Annotated in this window: 15 protein-coding genes; 10 read left to right on the forward strand and 5 right to left on the reverse strand. The window is 61.3% G+C overall.

The window, feature by feature from the left end; genetic code table 11:
- Nucleotides 1-43: 43 nt before the first annotated feature.
- Nucleotides 44-1,258, reverse strand: a complete 1,215-nt coding sequence (locus KCX59_RS09775; protein WP_179017317.1) for a flavin reductase — start codon at nt 1,256-1,258, stop codon at nt 44-46.
- 386 nt (nt 1,259-1,644) lie between these two features.
- On the opposite strand from KCX59_RS09775, the gene KCX59_RS09780 reads away from it, so the two are divergent.
- The 3 genes from KCX59_RS09780 to KCX59_RS09790 all read left to right on the forward strand — a co-directional run bounded on the left by KCX59_RS09780 (nt 1,645) and on the right by KCX59_RS09790 (nt 4,356).
- Nucleotides 1,645-3,102: an MFS transporter gene (locus tag KCX59_RS09780; protein ID WP_179017316.1), complete on the forward strand. Its 1,458-nt coding sequence runs from the start codon at nt 1,645-1,647 to the stop codon at nt 3,100-3,102.
- Nucleotides 3,103-3,200: 98 nt separating this feature from the next.
- Nucleotides 3,201-3,689 carry a PhzA/PhzB family protein gene (locus tag KCX59_RS09785; RefSeq protein WP_179017315.1) on the forward strand — a complete coding sequence of 163 codons (489 nt, stop codon included), beginning with the start codon at nt 3,201-3,203 and terminating at the stop codon, nt 3,687-3,689.
- Nucleotides 3,690-3,711: 22 nt separating this feature from the next.
- Nucleotides 3,712-4,356, forward strand: coding sequence for a TetR/AcrR family transcriptional regulator (locus KCX59_RS09790; protein WP_179017314.1), 645 nt, complete (start codon nt 3,712-3,714; stop codon nt 4,354-4,356).
- On the opposite strand, the gene KCX59_RS09795 is transcribed toward KCX59_RS09790, so the two are convergent.
- The gene (locus KCX59_RS09795; RefSeq protein ID WP_179017313.1) at nt 4,353-7,655 is read right to left on the reverse strand and encodes a glycosyl hydrolase; all 3,303 of its coding nucleotides are present in this window, start codon (nt 7,653-7,655) and stop codon (nt 4,353-4,355) included. The genes KCX59_RS09790 and KCX59_RS09795 overlap by 4 nt on opposite strands.
- 175 nt (nt 7,656-7,830) lie before the next feature.
- On the opposite strand from KCX59_RS09795, the gene KCX59_RS09800 reads away from it, so the two are divergent.
- The 4 genes from KCX59_RS09800 to KCX59_RS09815 are packed head-to-tail and all read left to right on the forward strand — an operon-like array spanning nt 7,831 to nt 12,611.
- The gene (locus KCX59_RS09800) at nt 7,831-9,240 is read left to right on the forward strand and encodes an ABC transporter substrate-binding protein (protein ID WP_179017312.1); all 1,410 of its coding nucleotides are present in this window, start codon (nt 7,831-7,833) and stop codon (nt 9,238-9,240) included.
- A gap of 36 nt (nt 9,241-9,276) precedes the next feature.
- The gene (locus KCX59_RS09805) at nt 9,277-10,236 is read left to right on the forward strand and encodes a carbohydrate ABC transporter permease (protein ID WP_179017311.1); all 960 of its coding nucleotides are present in this window, start codon (nt 9,277-9,279) and stop codon (nt 10,234-10,236) included.
- A 6-nt stretch (nt 10,237-10,242) separates the two neighbouring features.
- Nucleotides 10,243-11,079: a carbohydrate ABC transporter permease gene (locus KCX59_RS09810; RefSeq protein WP_179017310.1), complete on the forward strand. Its 837-nt coding sequence runs from the start codon at nt 10,243-10,245 to the stop codon at nt 11,077-11,079.
- Nucleotides 11,076-12,611: a family 43 glycosylhydrolase gene (locus KCX59_RS09815; RefSeq protein WP_179017309.1), complete on the forward strand. Its 1,536-nt coding sequence runs from the start codon at nt 11,076-11,078 to the stop codon at nt 12,609-12,611. The genes KCX59_RS09810 and KCX59_RS09815 overlap by 4 nt, the downstream gene beginning before the upstream one ends.
- A 93-nt stretch (nt 12,612-12,704) precedes the next feature.
- On the opposite strand, the gene KCX59_RS09820 is transcribed toward KCX59_RS09815, so the two are convergent.
- Nucleotides 12,705-14,219, reverse strand: coding sequence for a GMC oxidoreductase (locus KCX59_RS09820; RefSeq protein WP_179017308.1), 1,515 nt, complete (start codon nt 14,217-14,219; stop codon nt 12,705-12,707).
- Between the two features lie 292 nt (nt 14,220-14,511).
- On the opposite strand from KCX59_RS09820, the gene KCX59_RS09825 reads away from it, so the two are divergent.
- Genes KCX59_RS09825 through KCX59_RS09835 form a run of 3 tightly spaced genes read left to right on the forward strand, consistent with a single transcriptional unit; the run spans nt 14,512 to nt 18,179 of the window.
- The gene (locus tag KCX59_RS09825) at nt 14,512-15,564 is read left to right on the forward strand and encodes a TIM barrel protein (RefSeq protein WP_179017307.1); all 1,053 of its coding nucleotides are present in this window, start codon (nt 14,512-14,514) and stop codon (nt 15,562-15,564) included.
- On the forward strand, nt 15,554-15,946 hold the full coding sequence (locus tag KCX59_RS09830) for a C-glycoside deglycosidase beta subunit domain-containing protein (protein WP_179017306.1): 393 nt from the start codon (nt 15,554-15,556) through the stop codon (nt 15,944-15,946). The genes KCX59_RS09825 and KCX59_RS09830 overlap by 11 nt, the downstream gene beginning before the upstream one ends.
- 46 nt (nt 15,947-15,992) lie before the next feature.
- Complete coding sequence (locus KCX59_RS09835) at nt 15,993-18,179, forward strand: glycoside hydrolase family 3 N-terminal domain-containing protein (RefSeq protein ID WP_370629183.1); 2,187 nt, start codon at nt 15,993-15,995, stop codon at nt 18,177-18,179.
- 101 nt (nt 18,180-18,280) lie between these two features.
- Here KCX59_RS09835 and KCX59_RS09840 read toward each other — a convergent pair whose 3' ends face one another.
- Both KCX59_RS09840 and KCX59_RS09845 read right to left on the reverse strand, forming a co-directional pair.
- Nucleotides 18,281-19,282, reverse strand: coding sequence for a fumarylacetoacetate hydrolase family protein (locus KCX59_RS09840; RefSeq protein ID WP_179017305.1), 1,002 nt, complete (start codon nt 19,280-19,282; stop codon nt 18,281-18,283).
- Nucleotides 19,283-19,292: 10 nt separating this feature from the next.
- Nucleotides 19,293-20,372 (reverse strand): amidohydrolase family protein, encoded by a 1,080-nt coding sequence (locus tag KCX59_RS09845; protein ID WP_179017304.1) that lies wholly within the window; start codon nt 20,370-20,372, stop codon nt 19,293-19,295.
- Nucleotides 20,373-20,379: the final 7 nt, after the last annotated feature.

Below are 20,379 nucleotides of genomic sequence, written 5' to 3' on the forward strand. Positions count from 1 at the left end.
AATTATGAAACGCGCCACACCCCCGGTCAAGAGCAGCTTTGAGCTAGGACGCTGGACTAGGGGGAGTACCTCCGATCGTTTCGGAGATTGCCTTGGCCGAAGCCAGCAACCTGTCGCGGCACTCCTCCAGGCGCGCCAAGGATTCATCTCCTGAGAATCCGTTGAGTGTAAGAGTCACTGCAACCTGTCCCTGGGCATCGAAGACCGGGGCGTGCAGGGAAGTCACCCCAGCGGGATCGTCCAGGGACGCCGGTCCGGATGATGCAGCCCTGTCGATGAGAAGGGGAAGTACACCGCTGAGATCGGGCGCTGCCGTGTCGCTGGGGATATGCACGATTCGTTCGAACTCAGCTGCTGCGCCCACATCCACGGAGACTGCGTAGCCCGCGGCTCGCACATGCTCGAGTTCTGCATGCGCCAGTCCGGCGTCAACATCGCCAACGACGTCCCGGGCGTTGTCGACCCAACGCTTCTCGGCAGCCTCGCCTGCCCAGGCTACGTAGAGCGGAGCCAGCGGAGCGGCAAGACCAAAGGAGACTCCCACGCGTGATGGTGAACCTCCGGGGGAGCTGTCGACGCCGGCGGCGGTGAGCACGACGACGGAATCGTCAACGACGCCGCTTACCAGGACTTCGAGCTTTAGTTCATCTGCAAGCGCTTCAATGACCGGACGCGCGGCGTCGGCGGCCTTGACGTGCCTGGTCAGTGCGGTAGCCGGAGAAACGATGGAGGGAATGGTGAAGGAACCGTAGCCACCGCGGAGGAACAGCAGGGGCAACTCCCTGGAGGACCCGACACCGAGTGCTTTGACCCGACCAATGACGATGTCGTGGTCGCCGGAGCGGATCACGTCTTCGATGTCGCAGTCGATCCAAGCGGCTGCACCCTCAAGTCTGGGGCTCCCGGAGGGGGTGTCACCCCACTGGTTGGCGCTGAAGCGGTCCTCGGCTTTACGGGAGAACGCTCGGCAGACATCCTGCTGTCCAGCAGTGAGGACGTTCGCGCAGAAAGAACCGGTTTCCCGGATTTTGGGCCAACTCGTGGAACGGACGTCGGGCATGAACGCTACCAAGGGTGGATCCAGTGACACGGAACTGAACGTTCCCACCACCATTCCTGCGGGTTCATCGTCGCCGATTGCAGCCGTAATCAGGGTGACGCCGGTGGGGTACTGGCCGAGGACGTAGCGGAACCACGCGGCATTTTCGGGGCTGGTTTCCTGCGTTTCGGCAGCGGAAGCTCGGATGCTCTGGGTCATCGTTTTGCTCTCCTCTTCGTTGAGATTTCCTCCAGTAAACGCCGGGGAGAGGCGGGTGTGGAAATAGTTCCAAAGTATGCGGGCTATCGCTAATTCCGATGCTGCATTGCTGCACCCTGAGGACTGCGCCGGTGATAGGTTCGTTGGGATACCGGGGCTTCATGGCCCGTCGGCCGGGGTGAACGTTCCTCCGGACGCGCATCTGGCCGGTGTCGAGTCAATGTTGTTGACTCTCCCAGAACGAGGTTGCGGTGCGCCGTTCAAACTTGTCCCCACTAGCCAGCTCCGATCCCGCGGGAGGTGAGCCTCCGATTGACGAATATTCGGCGCCGGGCCGGCGGGCGGGCCTGCCGCTTCCGGACGTTCAGCCGGGATCGAAAGTCCGTGTGGGCACAATCTATGCAGCTCTGCTGATCATCGTCCTGCTGGGTGCTTTGGACCATACGATCGTTGCCACGGCCCTGCCGACAGTGGTGGGCGAATTGGATGGTGCCCGCCATATGGCCTGGATTATCACGGCGTACACCTTGGCTATGACAATCGGCATGCCCGTCTACGGGCGGTTGGGGGACCGATATGGCCGCCCCGCCCTTCTCATGGTCGCCCTCACGATTTTCCTCGGGTCATCCGTGCTGTGCGGCTTTGCCCAGGACATGATTCAGCTCTCGCTGTTCCGTGGCATGCAGGGGCTGGGCGGCGCAGGATTGGCTGTGCTGCCGCCGGCGATCATCGCCGACCTCGTTCCGCCCCGGCAGCGGGCCAAGTACCTGGGGCCTTTGGGTTCGGTCTTTGGGGTGGCTACAGTGATCAGCCCATTGGCTGGCGGTGCCATTACTGACACGGTCGGCTGGCGGTGGGTTTTCTGGATCAACATTCCCGTTGGCCTGTTGGCCCTTGCAATGGCGTTTTCCCTCCGTCGCTTGAAATCCAGCCGTGGCGTCGGTGGCGTGGATTGGGCCGGAACCCTGCTCATGGTGATATTCACCTGCTCTTTGGTCGCTGTGATCTCGCTATCCACTGAATCGGGAATTCCAACCGGGATTCTTTTAGCCCTCGGTGCGCTGGCGGCTGTTTCAGGGGTGCTCTTCGTGGTGGTCGAGATCCGTTCCAAGCATGCCTTGATCCCCATGAGGATGTTCCGGAGTTGGCCTGTGGTTAATGCGGCCGGCTTGGGGTTGGTCATCGGGGCCGGCCTGTTCAGTGTGGTCGCCTACCTCCCCAGCTACGTGCAGATGGTCTACTCGACGTCGGCCTCGGTAGCGGGGATGATCCTCCTCCCCATGGTTCTGGGAATGATGGTCTCAACCAACCTCACGGGCTGGATCGTTAGCCGCACCGGCAGGTTCAAGATCTTCCCTCTTGCCGGCTCGGCCCTTGCTGCTGCTGTGGCCATCTGCCTGAGGTTCCTCCAGCCCGGCACGCCGCTGCCGGTGGTCGGGATTCTGCTGGCGCTCCTGGGACTGGCCGTGGGCAGCTTCATGCAAATCACCGTTGTGGCAGCGCAAAACGCGATGCCGCATTCGGTGGTGGGAAGCGTGACTGCCTCTCTTGGTTATCTTCGTGAACTTGGTGTCACGGTAGGCACCGCGGTCTTCGGCGGACTCTTCGCGACGATGCTCGCGCGGGGCTCGGCGGAGAACAAACTTGGGTTGCCGCCGTCAATGATCACTGATCCCCACGCCGTTCAACAGCTGCCTCCAGCGCTTCAGTCAGGCGTGGCCACCATCTACACCGATGCGTTCCTTCCGACCTTCGGGCTTCTGGCATGCATCTTCGCTGCCGGGGTGTTGCTATCTGTCTTCATGCCTGAGCAGCACCTGGCGGACCATAAGGATCCAAGCTAGGCGCGATTCTTGACGGCCAGTCTGGCAGACACTACATTAACCATAATCATAATTATGGTTATGGTTTGGACGATGGAACAGCTCAAGGAGGAGCCAGTATGGCCGACAGCAACATCAAAGGAGTCAACCGACGAACCGTGGAACGATTCTTCGTGACTTCCGGACTTCAGCGGGCAGCCCTCTTCGCCGCGGACGGTCGGAAGGAGCTTCCGTGGACCTCGATGGGTCACCCCATCGACATGGAAGGCATCAGGGAGATCAGCTACAACTTCACCCGCAACCGCCAAATCTTCACGGACTGGACTTGGAGCGGTGTGCAAATCTTCGACACACAGCACGATGACCAATTCTGGGTTGAGTGCGACGGCAGAGGCGTCATCCGGATAGAAGGACATGAGCCAGTAAACGCCGCGAACCACTACATCATGGCTTTCCGCTTGGAGGATGGGAAAATCAAGGAGTTCCGCGAATTCTGCGACCCCACACAGCCGTCACGCAACGATGCCGGCGATCCCGTTCCCACGCCGCCGCTTGGAGACTGGAAGCCCCCGGCTGAGTGGCAGACGCCCGCGGAACTCTTGAACTAGGTCTTACGAAACAGGGAGTCCCATGGACGCGGTTGGAGCGGGCAGGAAAGTTCCGCAGCAAGAACGCAGCAGGCAGTCTGAAGCCAAGCTGTTGGATGCTGCGGAAGATGTCCTCTCCGCGCGGGGCGCAGGAGACTTCAGCTTGGCGGAGGTGGCATCCCGCGCGGGAGTTACCACAGGGACCATATATTCCAGGTTCAAGGGCAAAAGCCAACTCATCCATGCGGTCCATGAAAGAGTCATGGACCGCATGGACGCTCATTCTGCCGGGCTTTTCGATGCCGACGAAGGTCAACTCACGGGTCAGCCGGAGAAGCTCGTCGGCGACGTCGTGTCGCGCCTTGCCACCGTACTGGAATCAGAGGCAGCCGTCCTCAGGGCATTAATGTTTTACGCAGTGGAGGACAGAGCCCTCTCGGAGCGCGGCGCCGCTTCCCACTCGCAGCTGGGAGCACTGTTCGACGACGCCCTCCAGAAGTTTGGGCCTAAAGTCCCCGAAGCGTCCGCGAGGAAACGGTACTGGGCCTTCACCTTCTCCTACGACGTCCTCGCCCGTCACCTGGGGCTGGGGCATTCATCGCCGCGCACCGAGCAAGATGATTGGGACGAGATGCTCCACAATCTTTCCGCCATGGTAGCGGCGTACTTGTTGCCCGGGCGTGTCTAGTCGTCCACTGTGACTAATCGAACCGGGCCGTGAAGTCCGGAAGACAGGGCCTCAGCGCGGGCTTCAAAGATGCCAGCCCCCGGCCGTGCAGTATTGCCTTCCGCGGCATCGCCAGCGAGACGGTTCCACCATGAATTCGTTACCGCGACCTCGAGCGTGTTCTTGCCGGCTCGGACGGCAGAGATGACGTCCATTCTGAAGGGATGCGTCCAAAGAGTTCCCAGAAGCTCTCCGTTCAGGCGTACCTCGGCGAGATCGCGGACGTCGCCGAGGTCCAACATCATCCGTTCTTTCGATCCCGGCAGTACGTGGTCACCAGAGAACACGTGACGGTACGTCGCGGTCCCGGAAAAGTACGTGACGTCATTCGTATGCTGGCCGGCGCCCGGCCCGGCCCACGGCGCAACGCGATCCAGGGTGAGAGGCGACGGAGACTGGCCGTCACCGTCGAAGGTCACTTCCCACGGGCCCTCCAGTACATGCTCCGCGGCGATGCTTTTGCGCTGATTACTTACAGAGGCGGCGGCCCCGTCTGTCCGCGAGACAAGAATGAAGGCTGAGCCGAACGGTTCGAGCTGAAGGTCGACGGCGGCCCGGCCGGCTTCCGCGCGCACACTAACGGAGGAGCGGGCACCCTGGACCGGGTCCCAGACTTCCGCCGCTGTTCCCTCGACCCGGAACGATGCAGCGATCTTTTCCGGCCAATCACGTTGGTTACTGACGAAGTAGAGCTCCGCGTCCGGGAGCTGACGGTGGATGACTGGAAGCACCGCGGCGTCTGATGCGCTCATCGACCAGTCGGGCCCCACGCCTGCCCTCGCAAGGGCGGTGGCAACCCCATCTGCACGTTCCACCCCGGTAAGGTCCAGCAGGCCAGGACCTCCGCCCCATAGATTCTCGACGGCGGCAGCCCACTCAACGGGATGGTCGCTGTGGCTGGGCGAGCTTTGGGGACGCCAACCTGCAACGGTGGCTCCGGCGTCGAGCAATTCCGTGATGCGCCGGACGGCAGCCAACGTCATCCGGTGGCTGGAACCGCCGAGATACAGCAACCGGTACGTAGTGCCGCCCGTGGTGCGCAGACCGCCGTCGGGCGTGACAGTGAGGTGATGAAGCAGGCCGTCAAGGTTGATGAAGTCGAAGCCATGCCCCTCAGGAACTTCGGGTACCGTGTCGCCGAAAACTCCCGTGACGGGAGCTTCCTCGCCGTAGAAGTAGGCGATATCGGCGGCGTAGGTGCCCTGCTGGAGCAGGTAGCTGCAGCGGCCAATGTAGTCGAGCCATGGCTTTGCCGCATGCGCCCATGTCTCGTTGCGGGTGAAAGACTGTCCCAGATACGGAGACAAGGTGATCCCGGGCCTGGGAACCGTCTCTGGCTGATGGGGCGATGTATGGATGTTCAGGAGATTGACACCCAGGGCGAACTCCATATCGACGATGGGCTTAAGTTTCCGGGGTGTATAGATGAATGGTTTTCCGAAGGCGCTCATTGACTCCGCGCCGGTGGCTGCTTTTCCGTAGACGTGGGAAACAGCCGCGGCTCCTCGAAGATCCGCAACGTAGGTGGCCTGGGGTCCTTGGCCCGGCTCGTAGCACCACATGGCTCCCATGGGGACGTCCGCGTGGGAGCGCATTTCAAGGTCGTCACCCAGCTGTGGCCGATGATCCTCCAGCGCTTCGGCGTAGTAGGTCAAGCCACGCTCGCGCGCAATGGTGGAGATGGTCCCGTAGTGGTTCTCCTCAAGGAGCTCGGAGATGGTTTTCCGGAGGTCCCAGAGGAAGGAATCACTCTGCTCCGCATCGCCGACGATCATGCCGCTGATGGTGGGCAGCCACGGCAGTAGATCGTAGCCGCGACGCTTCCGGAACTCGCTGCGCATGGCGCCAGTCCAGTTTTGCGGGCCCGATTCGATGCTGTCACTGAGGAGTGCCGAAATGCCTTCCAAATCGCTGCCGAGAGCGTCTTCGAAGAAGCCCAGGTAATGCCCGAAGTATTCCGTGACCAATTCCGCGTCCAGTTTATCCACCTCCAAACCGGTAGCGACAACAGGCGCCGGGGCGTTGAGATGGCCGGTCAACGAATAGCCAAACCGCATAATGGTCCACTCTCCGCTGTCAGGCATCCATTCCAGGGTTCCATCCCGAAGCAGATACTCCGTGACGTCGAGGACGTCCTGTGGTCGGATCGCGTCGGACGGGTGGCATGGACCGCCGTCAAGCGCGTAGTAGTCCGGGACGGGCGCATACCCGGCCTTTTCCTCCGAGCGGGTGACCCGTGCTCCGGAGAACAGCTGAAAGGCGGACACTTTGAAAATTGGAGTGCTTGACGAGGCCGTGAAGGGCAGGGGTTTGATGCCAGGCGCAATCGGGAAGCTGGGGCTGTCTCCGGACTCAAGGACGAGTCGGAAACTCCTTGCTGTCACGGCAGGAAAGCTCGCAGATCGAACAGGCGAGGCCGACGCCGGGAGCTCGGCCACGAGGTCGAACGACACGCCGTCAACACTGGCTTCGAGTCGGGCCCGTGGGGCGGGAGGCGTCCCGAATCCATGACGCACCGGTAGACCAACCCTCACTGAAGAGACGGACGTTGGCTCGTGGAACTCCGCCATGACCCAAGGAGCATTGTCGTCAGAAGCGATGTCCAGGGCCGGCCAAAAGCGGCTGTCCGTCAGCGAATCAGCACCCCGCTCCCCGGTGGCTATTCCGCTGGCGGTTAGGCGATCCGGCTCCACCGGAAAGTGGCCGCCCCTCAGGGGGAACGCCACAACAGCCACGTCTTCGTAGTAGTTCGGTACCCCGATCGGATCCTTCCGAAGGGCCGCAAAGGGCACGTCTTGGTAAGGTCCCGACGACGACGGCGGTGCCGCCAAGGTTGGCTGGTCTGGCTGACCGGCAGTTACACGCGTAGCACTCCAGACGAGCTTTTTCATTCCAGCGGCGGGGGCAACCCAGGGGCCGCCTGTGGCGCTCCAGCCTGCTGAGGTCGCGATCGCCAACTCGAGCCCGAGCCTTGTAGCTGTTGATGCGGCACATGCGATGGCCGACTGCCATTCCGGTGAGCGGAACGCTACGTGCTCACGGGTGAACTGGGGGATACCCATCGACCCCGTGAACGCTTGAACGCCGCCGGCACCGGAAGCTGCCAACCATTCGAGGTCCTTGACGATCCCGTCTTCATCGACATTTCCATCCATCCAGTGCCACCAAACCCGTGGACGAGCGGAGAGTGGCGGATCCACGAAGCCCGGGAATAGGGCGTCTGCATCTGGGGAAAGGGCGGGCGTGACATCGTCGGGCACTGGAGCTTCCTTACTGGAGGGAGACGGCTCTCGCCGCCAAGTCTGAAATCAGCCTAAAACGCGTGAATGCACCATGGGGGGAAACAGGCATGCGGAGAGAAGATGGTGAGCATAGACGATAACTATTTCCATGCCCGCTGTGACCTGACCTACCTTGAATGACAGGAGCCAGCTTGTGATCCAGGAAACACAAACTGACACAAGGCTCGAATCCACTGATCGCTCTGGCGAGCAGGACAACGACGTCATGAAAGGCCACACCATGAAGAAAGCAACAAGCACCGCAGGCCGGAGGTTCCTCTCCGCCGCGGCGCTCGCGTCCGTGACCGCACTGGCTTTGAGCGCCTGCGGCGGAGGCGACGCCAGCAGCAGCGAACCCATAGTCGAAGAAACGGGTCCTGTTGAGATCACCCTTGCCACCCCGGCCTACACGGGCGGCGGCACCGGAAATCCCTACCTCGCACTCATCGACGCCTTCAAAGCGAAGAACCCCAACATCACTGTGAAGCTGGTGGAATCGCCCAACGATCAGCATGGGCAGACCATGCGCACTCAGCTCCAGGCCGGCAACGCCCCTGACATTTTCTACGTGACTGCAGGCCGTGGAAACAATCAGTCCTTTGCCTCTTTGGCGGAGGCTGGGTACCTGCAGGAACTCACTGACCAGAAGTGGGCCGCGGACGCGATCCCCGCTTCCGCCAAGAACCTGTACTACGACGAAGACAAGATTTTTGCCGTTCCGGCGGACCTGGCGCCCATTACGGAACTGCAGAACACCGCGGTCTTGAAGGAGCTTGGCCTCAAGCAAGCTACCACGTTGGATGAAGTCATGGAGCAGTGCAAGACAGCACGGGCCGCCGGCAAATCGTTCTTCGCCGTCGCAGGAACCTCCGGCGCCAACACAGGCCTTCAGGCAATGCAGCTTGCAGCGTCCTTTGTCTACGCCAAAGATCCGCAGTGGGATGCCAAGCGCGCAAAAAAAGAAACCACGTTCGCTGACTCTGACTGGAAAAGGGTGCTGGAGCAGATCGTCAAGTTCAAGGACGCCGGCTGCTACCAGGATGGTGCAGCAGGTGCCGGTTTCGATCAGCTGTTCCCGTCCGTTGCCCAAGGCAAGGTAGCAGCCGTATTTGCTCCGGCCGGTGCTGTGGCTGCCCTGCGTGCACAGGTCAAGGACGGATCCTTCGACGTGTCAGTGATCCCTGGTGAGAAAGCCGAAGACTCCAGGCTGATTGCGAGCCCCGGCAATGCTCTGGCCGTCAACGCGGCTGGCAAGCACAAGGGCTCCACCCTTAAGTTCCTTGAGTTCCTAGCCCAGCCCGCCAACCAGGACGCCCTGGCGAAAGCCAACGGCAATGTTTCGATTACCGCGGCAGTCTCGGGCACAGTACCCGCGCAGTTCCCCCTGCTGGAACCCTACTTCACCGAGCCCGAGAAGAAGATCGTCACCCAGCCTAATTACCTCTGGCCCAACAGCGGCGTCTACGACTCTCTGGGCACCGGCATCCAAGGACTCCTCACCGGGCAGGCAACGCCTGACCAGGTCCTGAAGACCATGGACGAGCAGTACGACCGCGGCGCCTAGCCCACGGCAACGCAATTCTGATTGGAAGAACATCCCATGACCGCACAACTAGAGCAGAAGACGGAGGGCGCCCGGGCCACCGGGCGCCAGCCCCGCTCCTCCAAACCGAGCAGCGGCAACGACCATCGCCGTACTGAGCGCCGCTTCGCCACCTGGTGGTGGTTTACCCCTGCACTGCTGGCCCTGGTGCTCATCCACTACGCACCGAGCGCTATTGGGGCATTCTTCGCTTTTACCAACTGGAAAGGCATCGGTAAATGGCAGTTTGTCGGCTGGGATAACTTCGCAGCAATAGCTGAAGGTGGCCCGACTACCACGGCGCTCATCAACACCTTCATCATTGGTATTTCCTTCGTGGTGCTGACGAACGTCCTCGGCTTGTTGCTGGCCCTTGGCCTTAACCGGACCGTGAAATCACGCAATGTCATCCGCACGCTGATCTTCGCTCCGGTGGTGCTGAGTTCGCTGGCGACGTCATACATTTGGAAGTTCATCTTCGAACAAGACGGACCGCTCAACGAGTTCTTGGCCTCGATCGGGCTGGAATCCTTGCAGCGGACATGGCTTGGCGACCCATCAACCGTGCTGCCGGCGATCATCATCGTCATGGTCTGGCAGAACGTCGGTCTGGTCATGGTCATGTACCTGGCAGGCCTGGCCACCGTATCTCCGGAACTCGAAGAGGCAGCGTCGCTCGATGGCGCAAGCCTTTGGCAAAGGTTCAACTACGTTGTTCTGCCAGCCATCATGCCGTCCGTGGTCATCGCCATGACACTCATGCTGATCAACGGTCTCCGCGTCTTCGACCAGATCCAGGCCCTGACGGGCGGCGGTCCCTACGGGGCTTCGGAAACGCTCGCAGTGACCATCTATAAGGAAACCTTTGTGATGGGCCGCTTCGGCTTTGGTGCTGCACTCGCCTTGGTCATGTCCGTGATCATCATCATCCTCACGGTGGCCCAGCGCCTCCTCCTCCGTACCAATTCCAAAGGTTAGCCAGCCATGTTCCGTTACACGAAGAAGACCTTCCTCCGCGAGGCACTCCTGATTCTGGTGGCCCTCATCTTCCTGCTGCCGTTCTACTTCCTCATTAATCTGGCCTTCAAGAACGGCAACGACGCCCTCACAACGTCGGCGATGGAACTGGTCACGAATCCGACACTGGATGCCTTCGGTCAAGCCCTCCAAGGAGGCCGCCAAGCCACACTCATGGATGGCATGCTCAACAGTATTATCATCACCGCTGGAAGCGTGTTGGTGCTGGTAGCTGTTGGGTCGATCTCCGCCTACACACTGAGCCGCCGGACCGGCAAGCTGAGCAAAGTGGCCATGGGGCTCATCCTTGTCACCATGGTGCTGCCCGCGCAGGCCGCTATCATCCCCATCTACGTGGGCATGCGAAACGTTGGCTTGGTGGGTACACATGCCGGCACCATCATCATGTACGCAGGCGCACTGCTGCCCATCTCCATCTTCCTGTACATGGGGTTCACCAATGGCATCGCTCGGGATTATGAGGAAGCCGCCCAGATTGATGGTGCTTCCCGCTTCACCGTGTTCCGGAAGATCATCTTTCCGCTGCTGTCGCCGGCCACAGGTACGGTGGCGATCTTCACCGGACTCATCGTCTGGAACGACTTCTTCACGGGCCTGATCTTCCTTAACGGTTCAGACGCAGTCACCCTGCCAGTAGTCATCTACAACTTCGTTGGCGAGAGCGTTTCCCAATGGAACGTGATCTTCGCAGCCATCATCATCTCCATGATCCCCATCCTGGCGTTTTTCCTGGTGGCACAAAAGCAATTCATCCAAGGCTTTACAGGAGGCGTTAAATCTTGAGCTCGGTTGAAGTTCTCACAGAGGGCCAACGTCACGCCGATCTGGGAGACGGGACATATATTAACCCGGTTTTCGCCGGCGACCACCCGGACCCCACTATTCTTCGGGACGGTGATGATTACTACGTGACGTTTTCGTCCTTCGAGTCCACTCCAGGGCTGATAATTTGGCACTCCACGGATCTCCTCAATTGGCGACCCTTGGGTCCCGCATTGCCCACCCCCATTGGCAACGTCTTTGCAGCCGACATGTGCAAAGTGGGCGACAGGTACTACATCTACGTTCCCGTTATTTCTACCTCCGTGTCGCCTGATCCCAGTGCTCCAGCACAGATCTACGTCATCCACGCCGACTCCATGTCCGGGCCTTGGAGCGAACCGGTCAATCTGGGAATCACCGGTCACATCGATCCCGGCCACGTGGTCGGCGAGGACGGCAACCGCTACCTTTTCCTGAGCGGTGTCAGCCGCGTCCGCCTGAGCGCGGACGGTTTGTCCACGGACGGCCCCTTGGAGCATGTCTATGACGGCTGGCGTTACCCGGATGATTGGGTGACCGAGGCTTACGCCCTGGAAGGACCCAAAATCACCAAGCGCGGCGAATGGTTTTACTTGACGACGGCGGTGGGCGGCACGTCCGGTCCGCCCACCGGGCACATGGTCACCGTAGCCCGGTCCCGTTCGGTTCACGGACCATGGGAAGACTGCCCTGCCAACCCCATCATCCGTACCTGGGATGCCTCGGAACCGTGGTGGAGCAAAGGGCACGCCACGATTTTTGAGGGCCCGGGCGGTCAATGGTGGAGTATTTACCACGGTTACGAAAACGGTTACGTCACCTTGGGGCGCCAAACTCTGCTGGAGCCCATCGAGTGGGACAGCGACGGGTGGCCGCGAGCGACCGGCGGGGATCTGTCTCAGCCGTTGCCTGCGCCTGTTCCAGGCGTTTCGGCAGCGGGAGGAACCAGCCACGGAATGCAGCTTTCTGATGACTTCGCAGAGGAGCGCTTTGGCATTCAGTGGTCCTTCCACGCTCCTGCCAAAGATGAGTACTCGCGGGTTTCGTTGAACGATGGTTTGGTTCTCGCAGCCAGCGGCACCGATCCTTCCAACAGCTCGCCGCTGACCTGCATCGTGGGGGACCGACGCTACGAGGTTTCTGTTGAAGCTGAGTTTTCCGGTGGCGCCGAAGGCGGGCTGCTGCTCTACTACAGCGATCGGTTGTTCTGCGGGATGGGCCACGATGGGGACCGGCTCCGCAGCTACCGCGCAGGAATCAATATTCCTTACTGGCGGGAGCCTGCACCTGCCTCGTCAACCATCCACTTGCGCATTGTCAATGACGCACACATCGTCACGCAGTACTACAGCACCGATGGGGTCAACTGGACCCGCCACGGGCTTCGGCACGAGATGTCCGGTTACAACACCAACACGGCCGGCGAGCTCCTGAGCCTGCGGCCGGCCTTGTTCGCCACCGGCTCCGGCCACGTGCGGTTCAGGAACTTCCAATACCGGGCGCTTGAGGGCTGACGCTCACCACAAAGACACGAAAAGGGCGGGTCCACCATCATGGTGGACCCGCCTTTTTGGCGCAGCACTGCCAGGTGCCGGGGGACCTCCGGGTTACTGAATGCTCCGGGCCAACGACCGTGCTCCCAGGACCGCGAGCGCCACGGACGTCAGGGTTGGATTGCAGGCGGTGGATGTAGGGATCACGCCATTGCCCGCGACATACAGCCCTTCAGTACCCCACACCTGACTGTCCGGACCGCATACGGAGCGGCCGTCGTCGTGCTGTCCCATGCGGACGGACCCCTGGTAGTGCAGCGACGAACCGGCCGGGAGAAGGAAGGGCGGCCGACCGTCCAGGAACGTTCCCAACGCCTTGCCGGCGCGGGTCACTGCCTCCTTGGCCTCCTCGATGACCCGGAGGTCCTTCCACGTCAGGTTGTACTGGATAGCCATGCGAGGCATCCCGTAGTGGTCCATAAGGTTTTCGTCGAACTCCACTCGGTTCTCCTCCACGGTCTCGGTGGCGCAGAACCAGCCGAGGCCAATCACAGATCCGGGCACCACATGGTCGTCTTCAGCCAGTGGTAGCGGCGACGCATCAAGCTGCATCACTTGGCCATGGACGGGTTCCTCGTCCGTATAGGGAACCCAGGACACACCACTGTGCGACGCGGTTCCGGCGGCGGCAACGTGAACTCCGTCCTCCACAACATCGGCCGGCAAACGGACAGCGCTGATCACTTGTGGCTGGTCGTTCAAGTACCGGCCCAGTGCCCGCGGTCGTACGCCGGAGGCGAACAAAAGCTGCGGTGTGCGGAGGGCATCGGCCGCCACCACCACTGCGGGCGCGCGAACCATGGTGACTGCTCCGGTGGCGAGGTCCTTCAATTCCACTCCGGTGACGCGTCCGGCGTCCAGCGTTACGCGTTGGCACAGTGTCTGGTCACGGAGCTCAAAGGAGTCGCCGGGCGTGGCGGGTTCAGCGAGCGGACCAAGAACGACGTCGGTCCCGGACCACATGATGGTGCCATCCGGGTGCTTTTGAACAGCCAGCGGCATCGGCTGTATGGCCGCCGACCCCGTACGGTGAAACTCGTCCTCAAGTCGGCGTCGGACGTCCTCGGCGAACGGTGCGTCCACGAAAGCCTCTGAGGTGACGGCGAGCAGTCGCTCGGCGTCGGCAAGAGCGGCGTCAAGGGTGCCGTCGTCGAGGAAGGCGATCCGCTCTGATGCTCCGGGTCGAGGGCAGGCGCAGGTCCAATGGGCGCCCATGCCTCCGACGTTGCTGGACATCGCTGCCGCCGGCATCCCGGCGAAGGGAGCCAGTCCGTCGGGACGCAACAGGAAAGTGCCCGGCCGTCCCGGACCGGGCGTTGGTGAGGCGGGGCTAAGGGAAGTCACCGGCCCTTGGGATGCGAGCTGCGCAGCCCCTCGTGCCTGTGGATCCGTCAGGTTCTTTACATGCACGCCCGGTTGCTCGGACAACAACGGGCCGGCTTCAACCATCAGGACCCGGAACTGCGGGGCCTCCTCGTGAAGGATGCGGGCATAGGCGGCGCCGGAGGGGCCGCTGCCAACAATGACGACGTCGTACGCTCGGCCATGGTTCTCAGATTGGGTATTCACGGGGGAATCCTTCACGGATTACGCAGTGCCCGGGTGGTGAGCCAGGGCACGGTGCCCGGGAGCATCAGCGTACGAAGCGTACGTCAGCGATGCAGGCACCTGAATTGACGGTACCGCTTGGATGGGGCGCGCTGGGGGTTCCCATCATTCGATCTGTGGATGGGCGCCATTGGTGTTCGTGATCTTTCCGGCACTGCCCTTTGAGTGGCCACGCCAGTAGCGTGGGAATACGCCCGTCGTAGGTCGGTGCGAAATGTCGCGCTCACTGCGCGCGCTAAACACGAGGAGCTGGGTGTTGAATACCGCCCATCAGATCAAGCGTGGAGTCAGTTTCTACAGCTACCAGGAAGAATTTTTCCTGAAGAAGATGTCCCTTGAGGACTGCGTGAGGGAGGCCGGATCCATAGGAGCCTTTGGCGTCGAAATCATCCCCGAACAGTCGATCACCGGCTACCCCAAGCCGGGAGACGCGTTCTACCGCACGTGGGATGGATGGATGGAAAAGTACGGCACCACCACCGTTGCCACGGACCTTTTCCTCGACACCAAGCGCTATCCCGGCCGAGTGATGACACTCCATGAAATGACGGAGTCCGTGCGCAAAGACCTGGACATCGCAAGAAGGCTCGGCGCCACGTACGTCCGCGCCATCATCAACACGCCACCGGAGGTCATGGAAGCAAGCGCCCCATACGCTGAGAAGCTGGGCCTGAAGCTTCTTCTGGAAGTTCATGCGCCTTTCCACTACGAACATCCGTGGATCATCAGGCACCTGGAAGTCATGCATCGGCTGGAATCGCCGGCCTTGGGGTTCATGCCCGACATGGGAACTTTCGTTGAACGCTTCCCCCGGGTCATGTCGGATCGCGCACTTCGCGACGGTGCCCGGCCGCACTTCGTGGAGCTCGCCGTGGAGACCTACAACAACCACGGGGACGTGCACGGCCTCATGGATACGTTCAACTACATGGGTGCCAACCCTGTGGAGCAGGGCATCGCCCGGCTAGCGACGTTCCTTACCTGGAATGACCCCGGGGTATTGCTTGAACACATGCCGCTGATCCACCACATTCAAGCCAAGTTCTATGAAATGACCGATGCGGGCGTGGAGTACAGCATCCCCTACGACAAGATCATGCCGGTGCTCATCGAAGGCGGTTATGACGGCTACCTATCCAGCGAGTACGAGGGCAACCGGCATATCCAGGACATCTTTAACGTCGACAGCGTTGAGCAAGTCCGCAGGCAGCACCGGATGTTCGTGCGCCTGCTCGGTGAAGAACCAACGATCGACTCCGTGCCCACGGTCGGCGTTTCTGCCGAGGGTGGTAACGATGTTCGATAAATACATCATCGTCGAGGACACCCTCCGAAATGTTATGGCCGGCGACGACATCACAGGCTTTCAACTCGGGGTACGTCTTCCGTACTACCGCGGGTTGGGGCTCTCCATGGTGGAGGACGTGCAGGTCACCGTCGACGGCGAAACGGCCCCAGCTGAATCGGTCTCACTCATGGTCCACGGCAACACGTACAAGCTGGCCGACCTCCCCGACGTCTTTGACGACCGCTGGGAAATGGGGGAGGTTGCAACCATATCCGTCGAGAAACCCGGTGGCCTGGCTGGGGGCGAGCACGAGGTAGCAGTGCGCGAACGGCTGCGAATCTCCTACATGCCCGTGCCTGGTGGGGGCGCGGACCAGAAGATGCTGACACTCCGGGAGTGAACGGCAAAGCCGGCGCAATATCCACCATCAAACGAAAGGACCAACGGTGACATTGGCGCCGGCACACGACGAGCTCGTGGAAAACCTCATTGAAGCCATGACGTGGGAGCAAAAGCTTGCCCAACTCCAAATAGCCTTCCGTCCGCGGCTAGAAGATGCTGCGGAGCTGGTCCGCAGCGGCATCGGAGCTGTTTTTTGGCCACGAAGCGCCGAAGCTACCAATGAACTTCAGAGGATAGCCCGCGAAGAGACACCTCACGGAATTCCACTCTTGGTGGGTCTGGATGTGATTCACGGACAGCGGACCACCTTCCCGGTTCCCCTCGCCCAGGCCGCGAGCTTCCAGCCAGAGACGGCTGAGACGGACGCCCGCATCTCCGCGCAGGAGGCGGCATCCGGGGGCGTCAACTGGACGTTCTCTCCGATGATAGATGTCTCCCGGGACCCGCGCTGGGGACGCGTTGTCGAAGGCTTCGGAGAGGACGCTTACGTCAACGCTGTGTTCGGTGCGGCGAAAGTGCGTGGTTACCAGGGTGAGTCGCTGCGTGATCGGGATTCCATCCTTGCGTGCGCCAAGCACTTCGTGGCCTACGGCCAAGCCGAGGGCGGCCGTGACTACAACACGGTGGACGTGTCTGCACAGCGGCTGAGGAATGTCTATCTTGAACCCTTCAGATTAGCTGTGGATGCCGGCGTGGCCACGGTCATGGCGGCCTTCAACACGGTTTCCGGGCGCCCTGCCCACGCCAACCATTTCCTGCTGACGGCCATCCTCAAAGAGGAACTCGGGTTCAACGGCGTGGTGGTCGGCGATGCCGAAGGCGTGGTCAACCTTCTGGATCACGGCATCGCAGAGGACTTGCCGGACGCACTCCGGCAGTCATTTGCTGCCGGTCTCGACGTCGAAATGGGCGGAAACGTCTTAACAGCCGACGGCGGCGCCCGCCTGAGGCCGGACGACGTGCCTTTGGCGCGCGTAGACGACGCTGTTCGTCGGGTCCTCAGCCTGAAGCTTGCCTTGGGTCTTTTCGATGATCCTTACAGGGAACCCGACCTCGAGGTGACTGCCCCTTCGCGGGCCAGTCGTCAGGTGGCCTTGACGGCGGCCGAGAAGGGGCTGGTTCTGCTCAAGAACGAATCAGTCCTGCCATTAGGCCCCGAGAGGAAACGAGTCTTGCTGGTGGGTCCATACGCCAACAGCACCGACCACCTCGGGGCGTGGGTGCAGTCTTTCGCAGCACCCGCTGGGTCTTTGGCGGACGCCATCAGGCAGGAGTGCCCCGAATGGTCGCTTGCGGTGAAGGAAGGAACCGGCTTCTTCGAAGGTGATGCGAGCCTGATCGCTGATGCCGTGGCTGACGCTGCGGGTTATGACGCAGTGGTGGTTGCTGTCGGGGAGCCTTCCGCACTGACAGGTGAAGCGAGTTCCCGCAGCGATCTCCGACTTCCTGGTGCCCAGGAAGAGTTGATACGAGCCGTTGCTGAGACTGGCAGGCCTATGGCTGTGGTCATGTTCAACGGTCGGCCTTTGGTTACGAGTGCCTGGGTCAATTCCGTACCTGCCGTACTGGAGGCGTGGCATGCGGGGTTGGAAGGGCCCAGGGCCGTGGCACGGGCATTGAGTGGTTCGATGAACCCCGGAGGCCGGTTGCCTATGACGTTCCCGCGTTCCTCCAGCCAGGTACCTATCTACTACGATCACGAGAACACAGGTCGTCCGGCCACGGTGTCTGGAACAATTGACGGCGGCACGCTTGATGTTGCGCTCATGGGACCCGGCAATACTGATGATCACTACACATCAAAGTACAAGGATCTGGACCTGGGCCCCCAGTTCCCCTTCGGCCATGGGCTCAGCTATACCTCGTTCGAATATGGTGGGCTCAAGGTCTCAGCTCCGGAGGTCTCCGTGGCGGATCTACGAGCCGGTAAGTCAGTAGGAGTGGAAATCACTGTCAGAAACACCGGCGCGCGAGCGGGGGACGAAGTCACGATGGTCTTCATCCGCGACCTTATTGCGTCGCTCGCCCAACCGATTCGCCGTCTGCGCGGCTTCACGCGCACCAGTTTGCAACCCGGTGAGGCACGTTCGCTTTACTTCGAACTTGGCTGGAATGATCTGGGTTTCTGGGACAACGATGGTCGTTACGTCGTAGAGGATGGGGACTTTGAGATTCATGTAGGTGGTGGGCTCGACGGAACAGCTGTAGGCGAGCTTCGCGTCCGTCCATAAGCTGGCTCCTACGGTTAAACAAGATCGGGGAGTCGTTGCAAAGGATTTGAATAATCCTTTGCGACGACTCCCCTTTCGGATCGCCTATACCGGGGAGGTTGTCAGCCCTTCTTGGGAATGAGTGCTGCGACCGCCCGGTTGCGGGGCCGTGTCCTCGCAGGCGCCCGGGTTGCAGCGACGCGCCGTTCACCCACCGTATTCTCGATCGATCCGATTCCCTCCACAGCCATCCGGACGACGTCGCCCGTTTTGAGCGGCGGTGGAGTCTTCGACCCGTTCCTTCCCCACAGTTCAGCCAGACAGCCGCGGCCGCATGTTCCGGATCCGAGGACGTCGCCCGGGCGCACTACCGAGTCCTGCGATGCATACGCGACGAGTTCGGCGAACGGCCACCCCATATTGGAGAGCAGATCCTGGCCAACCCGTTCGCCATTGACTTCCACCTCCATGGAAATGGGCAGGAAGCCCTCGTCATCGTGCAGGTGCTCGAACTCGTCTGCAGTCACAATCCAAGGACCCAAGGTGTTTGAGAAGTCTTTGCCCTTGCATGGGCCCAGGCTGACCTTCATCTCGCGCCGCTGGAGGTCCCGCGCCGACCAGTCATTGAGGATGGTGTAGCCGAAGATGTGCCGGTGAGCGTCTGCCGCCGACAGGTTCCTGCCGTCGCTTCCCGGAACACGCCCGACGACGGCCGCGACCTCGGTCTCGAAGTCCAAGTCCGTGCAGCCCGCCGGGATTCCTATGACCTCGCCGGTGCCGGTCACTGTGTGGGGATTGGTGAAGTAGAACGTGGGTGCCTCATACCATTCGGCAACCACGCCGGCCACTCCATCGATGCTCTTCCTGACGCCCTCCACGTGTTCTTCGAACGCCACGAAATCCCGGATGGTGGCAGGTTCCAAGGGCGCCAGCAGCTGCACGTCGGCCAAGGCCAACGGGTCCGCCGACCCCATGGTTTCAGCGGCGATCTCCAGTGTCGATTCGAGCCCTGCGGCCAACAGATCAGTGACCGTGCGTCCCTCAGGCAAGGCGAAGCATTGCTCGCCGTCCACGAACCCCGAGTGAGTACCGCCGTCGTGATTCCAGCGGGCGATCTTGACCATATCTTCTTCCTTAAGCGGTGGGTCGGGCGATGAGGGCTGCAGCAGCAGCGGTGATGCCGAGGGCGGCGGCATTGCCGCCCAGAACCTCGGCCGCGTCGGCCTCAGCAAGCCCGGCAGTGTGGACTTCGCCCACCGGGTTGTCGGAACCCATGTCGAAGGGGTAGTCCGAGCCGAGCAGCACCTGTCCGGGGCCGGTCGCATCCACGAGGGCACGTAGTTCAGGACCGCTGTGGACCAGTGAATCGAAGAAGATCCGGCGGAGATAGGACGACGGCGGTTCGGCGCACCGCTGCGCCTCCGGCCTGACCTTCCACGCGCGGTCCGAACGGCCTATGGTCGTGGGAAGATAACCGCCTCCGTGGGCGGCGAGCACTTTCAGGTTCGGATATCGGTCCAGGACCCCGCTGAAGATGAGGTGCGAAAGGGCAACGGCATTCTCGGCGGGTTGGGAGACGGTGTTGGCCAGGTAGAAACGGTCAAGACGTTCGTCCAGAGAGCAGCCAAAGGGATGCAGGAAGACAATGGCGCCCAGTTCCTCTGCCCGGTTCCAGAAGGGGTCCAATCGGGGATCGGACAGTTCCACCGTGCTGCGGTCGGCGTCACCAGACGTAGCGGCGAAGGAACCGATTTCCACCCCCAGCAGGCCACATTCCAGGACTGCATGATCCAGTGCTTCGATCATGAGGTGCGGGTGCTGCAGGGGTACCAGACCGAGTCCGTTCAATCGGTCCGGAGCCGCGTCCACGAACTCACGGACTGCCCGGTTGGCCTGCTTGGCCAAGGTCAGTGCGAGGTCCTCGCCGGCAAAGTAGTAGAAGTGCGACGGCGAGGGTGAGACCAGCTGAACGTCTACTCTTTGGGCGTCCATGTCCGTCAGTCGACGGTCAAGGGCAGTGAGCTGCGGCCACCGTTCCTTGATCATAAGGCCGGAGTTCGCCATGGATTCGCGCCCGTTGCGGCGGACTTCCAGAGCCTGCAGAGCTGCAAAACCTTCCGGATCGTTCTCCGCAACTGTGTGTTGCAAGGCCGGAATGAGAACGTGGGCGTGAACGTCTACCGTGGGTTGCTGACTTGTGGCGTTGTTATTCATAAGACTT

Source organism: Paenarthrobacter nitroguajacolicus, from assembly GCF_051027655.1.
GTDB lineage: Bacteria > Actinomycetota > Actinomycetes > Actinomycetales > Micrococcaceae > Arthrobacter > Arthrobacter nitroguajacolicus.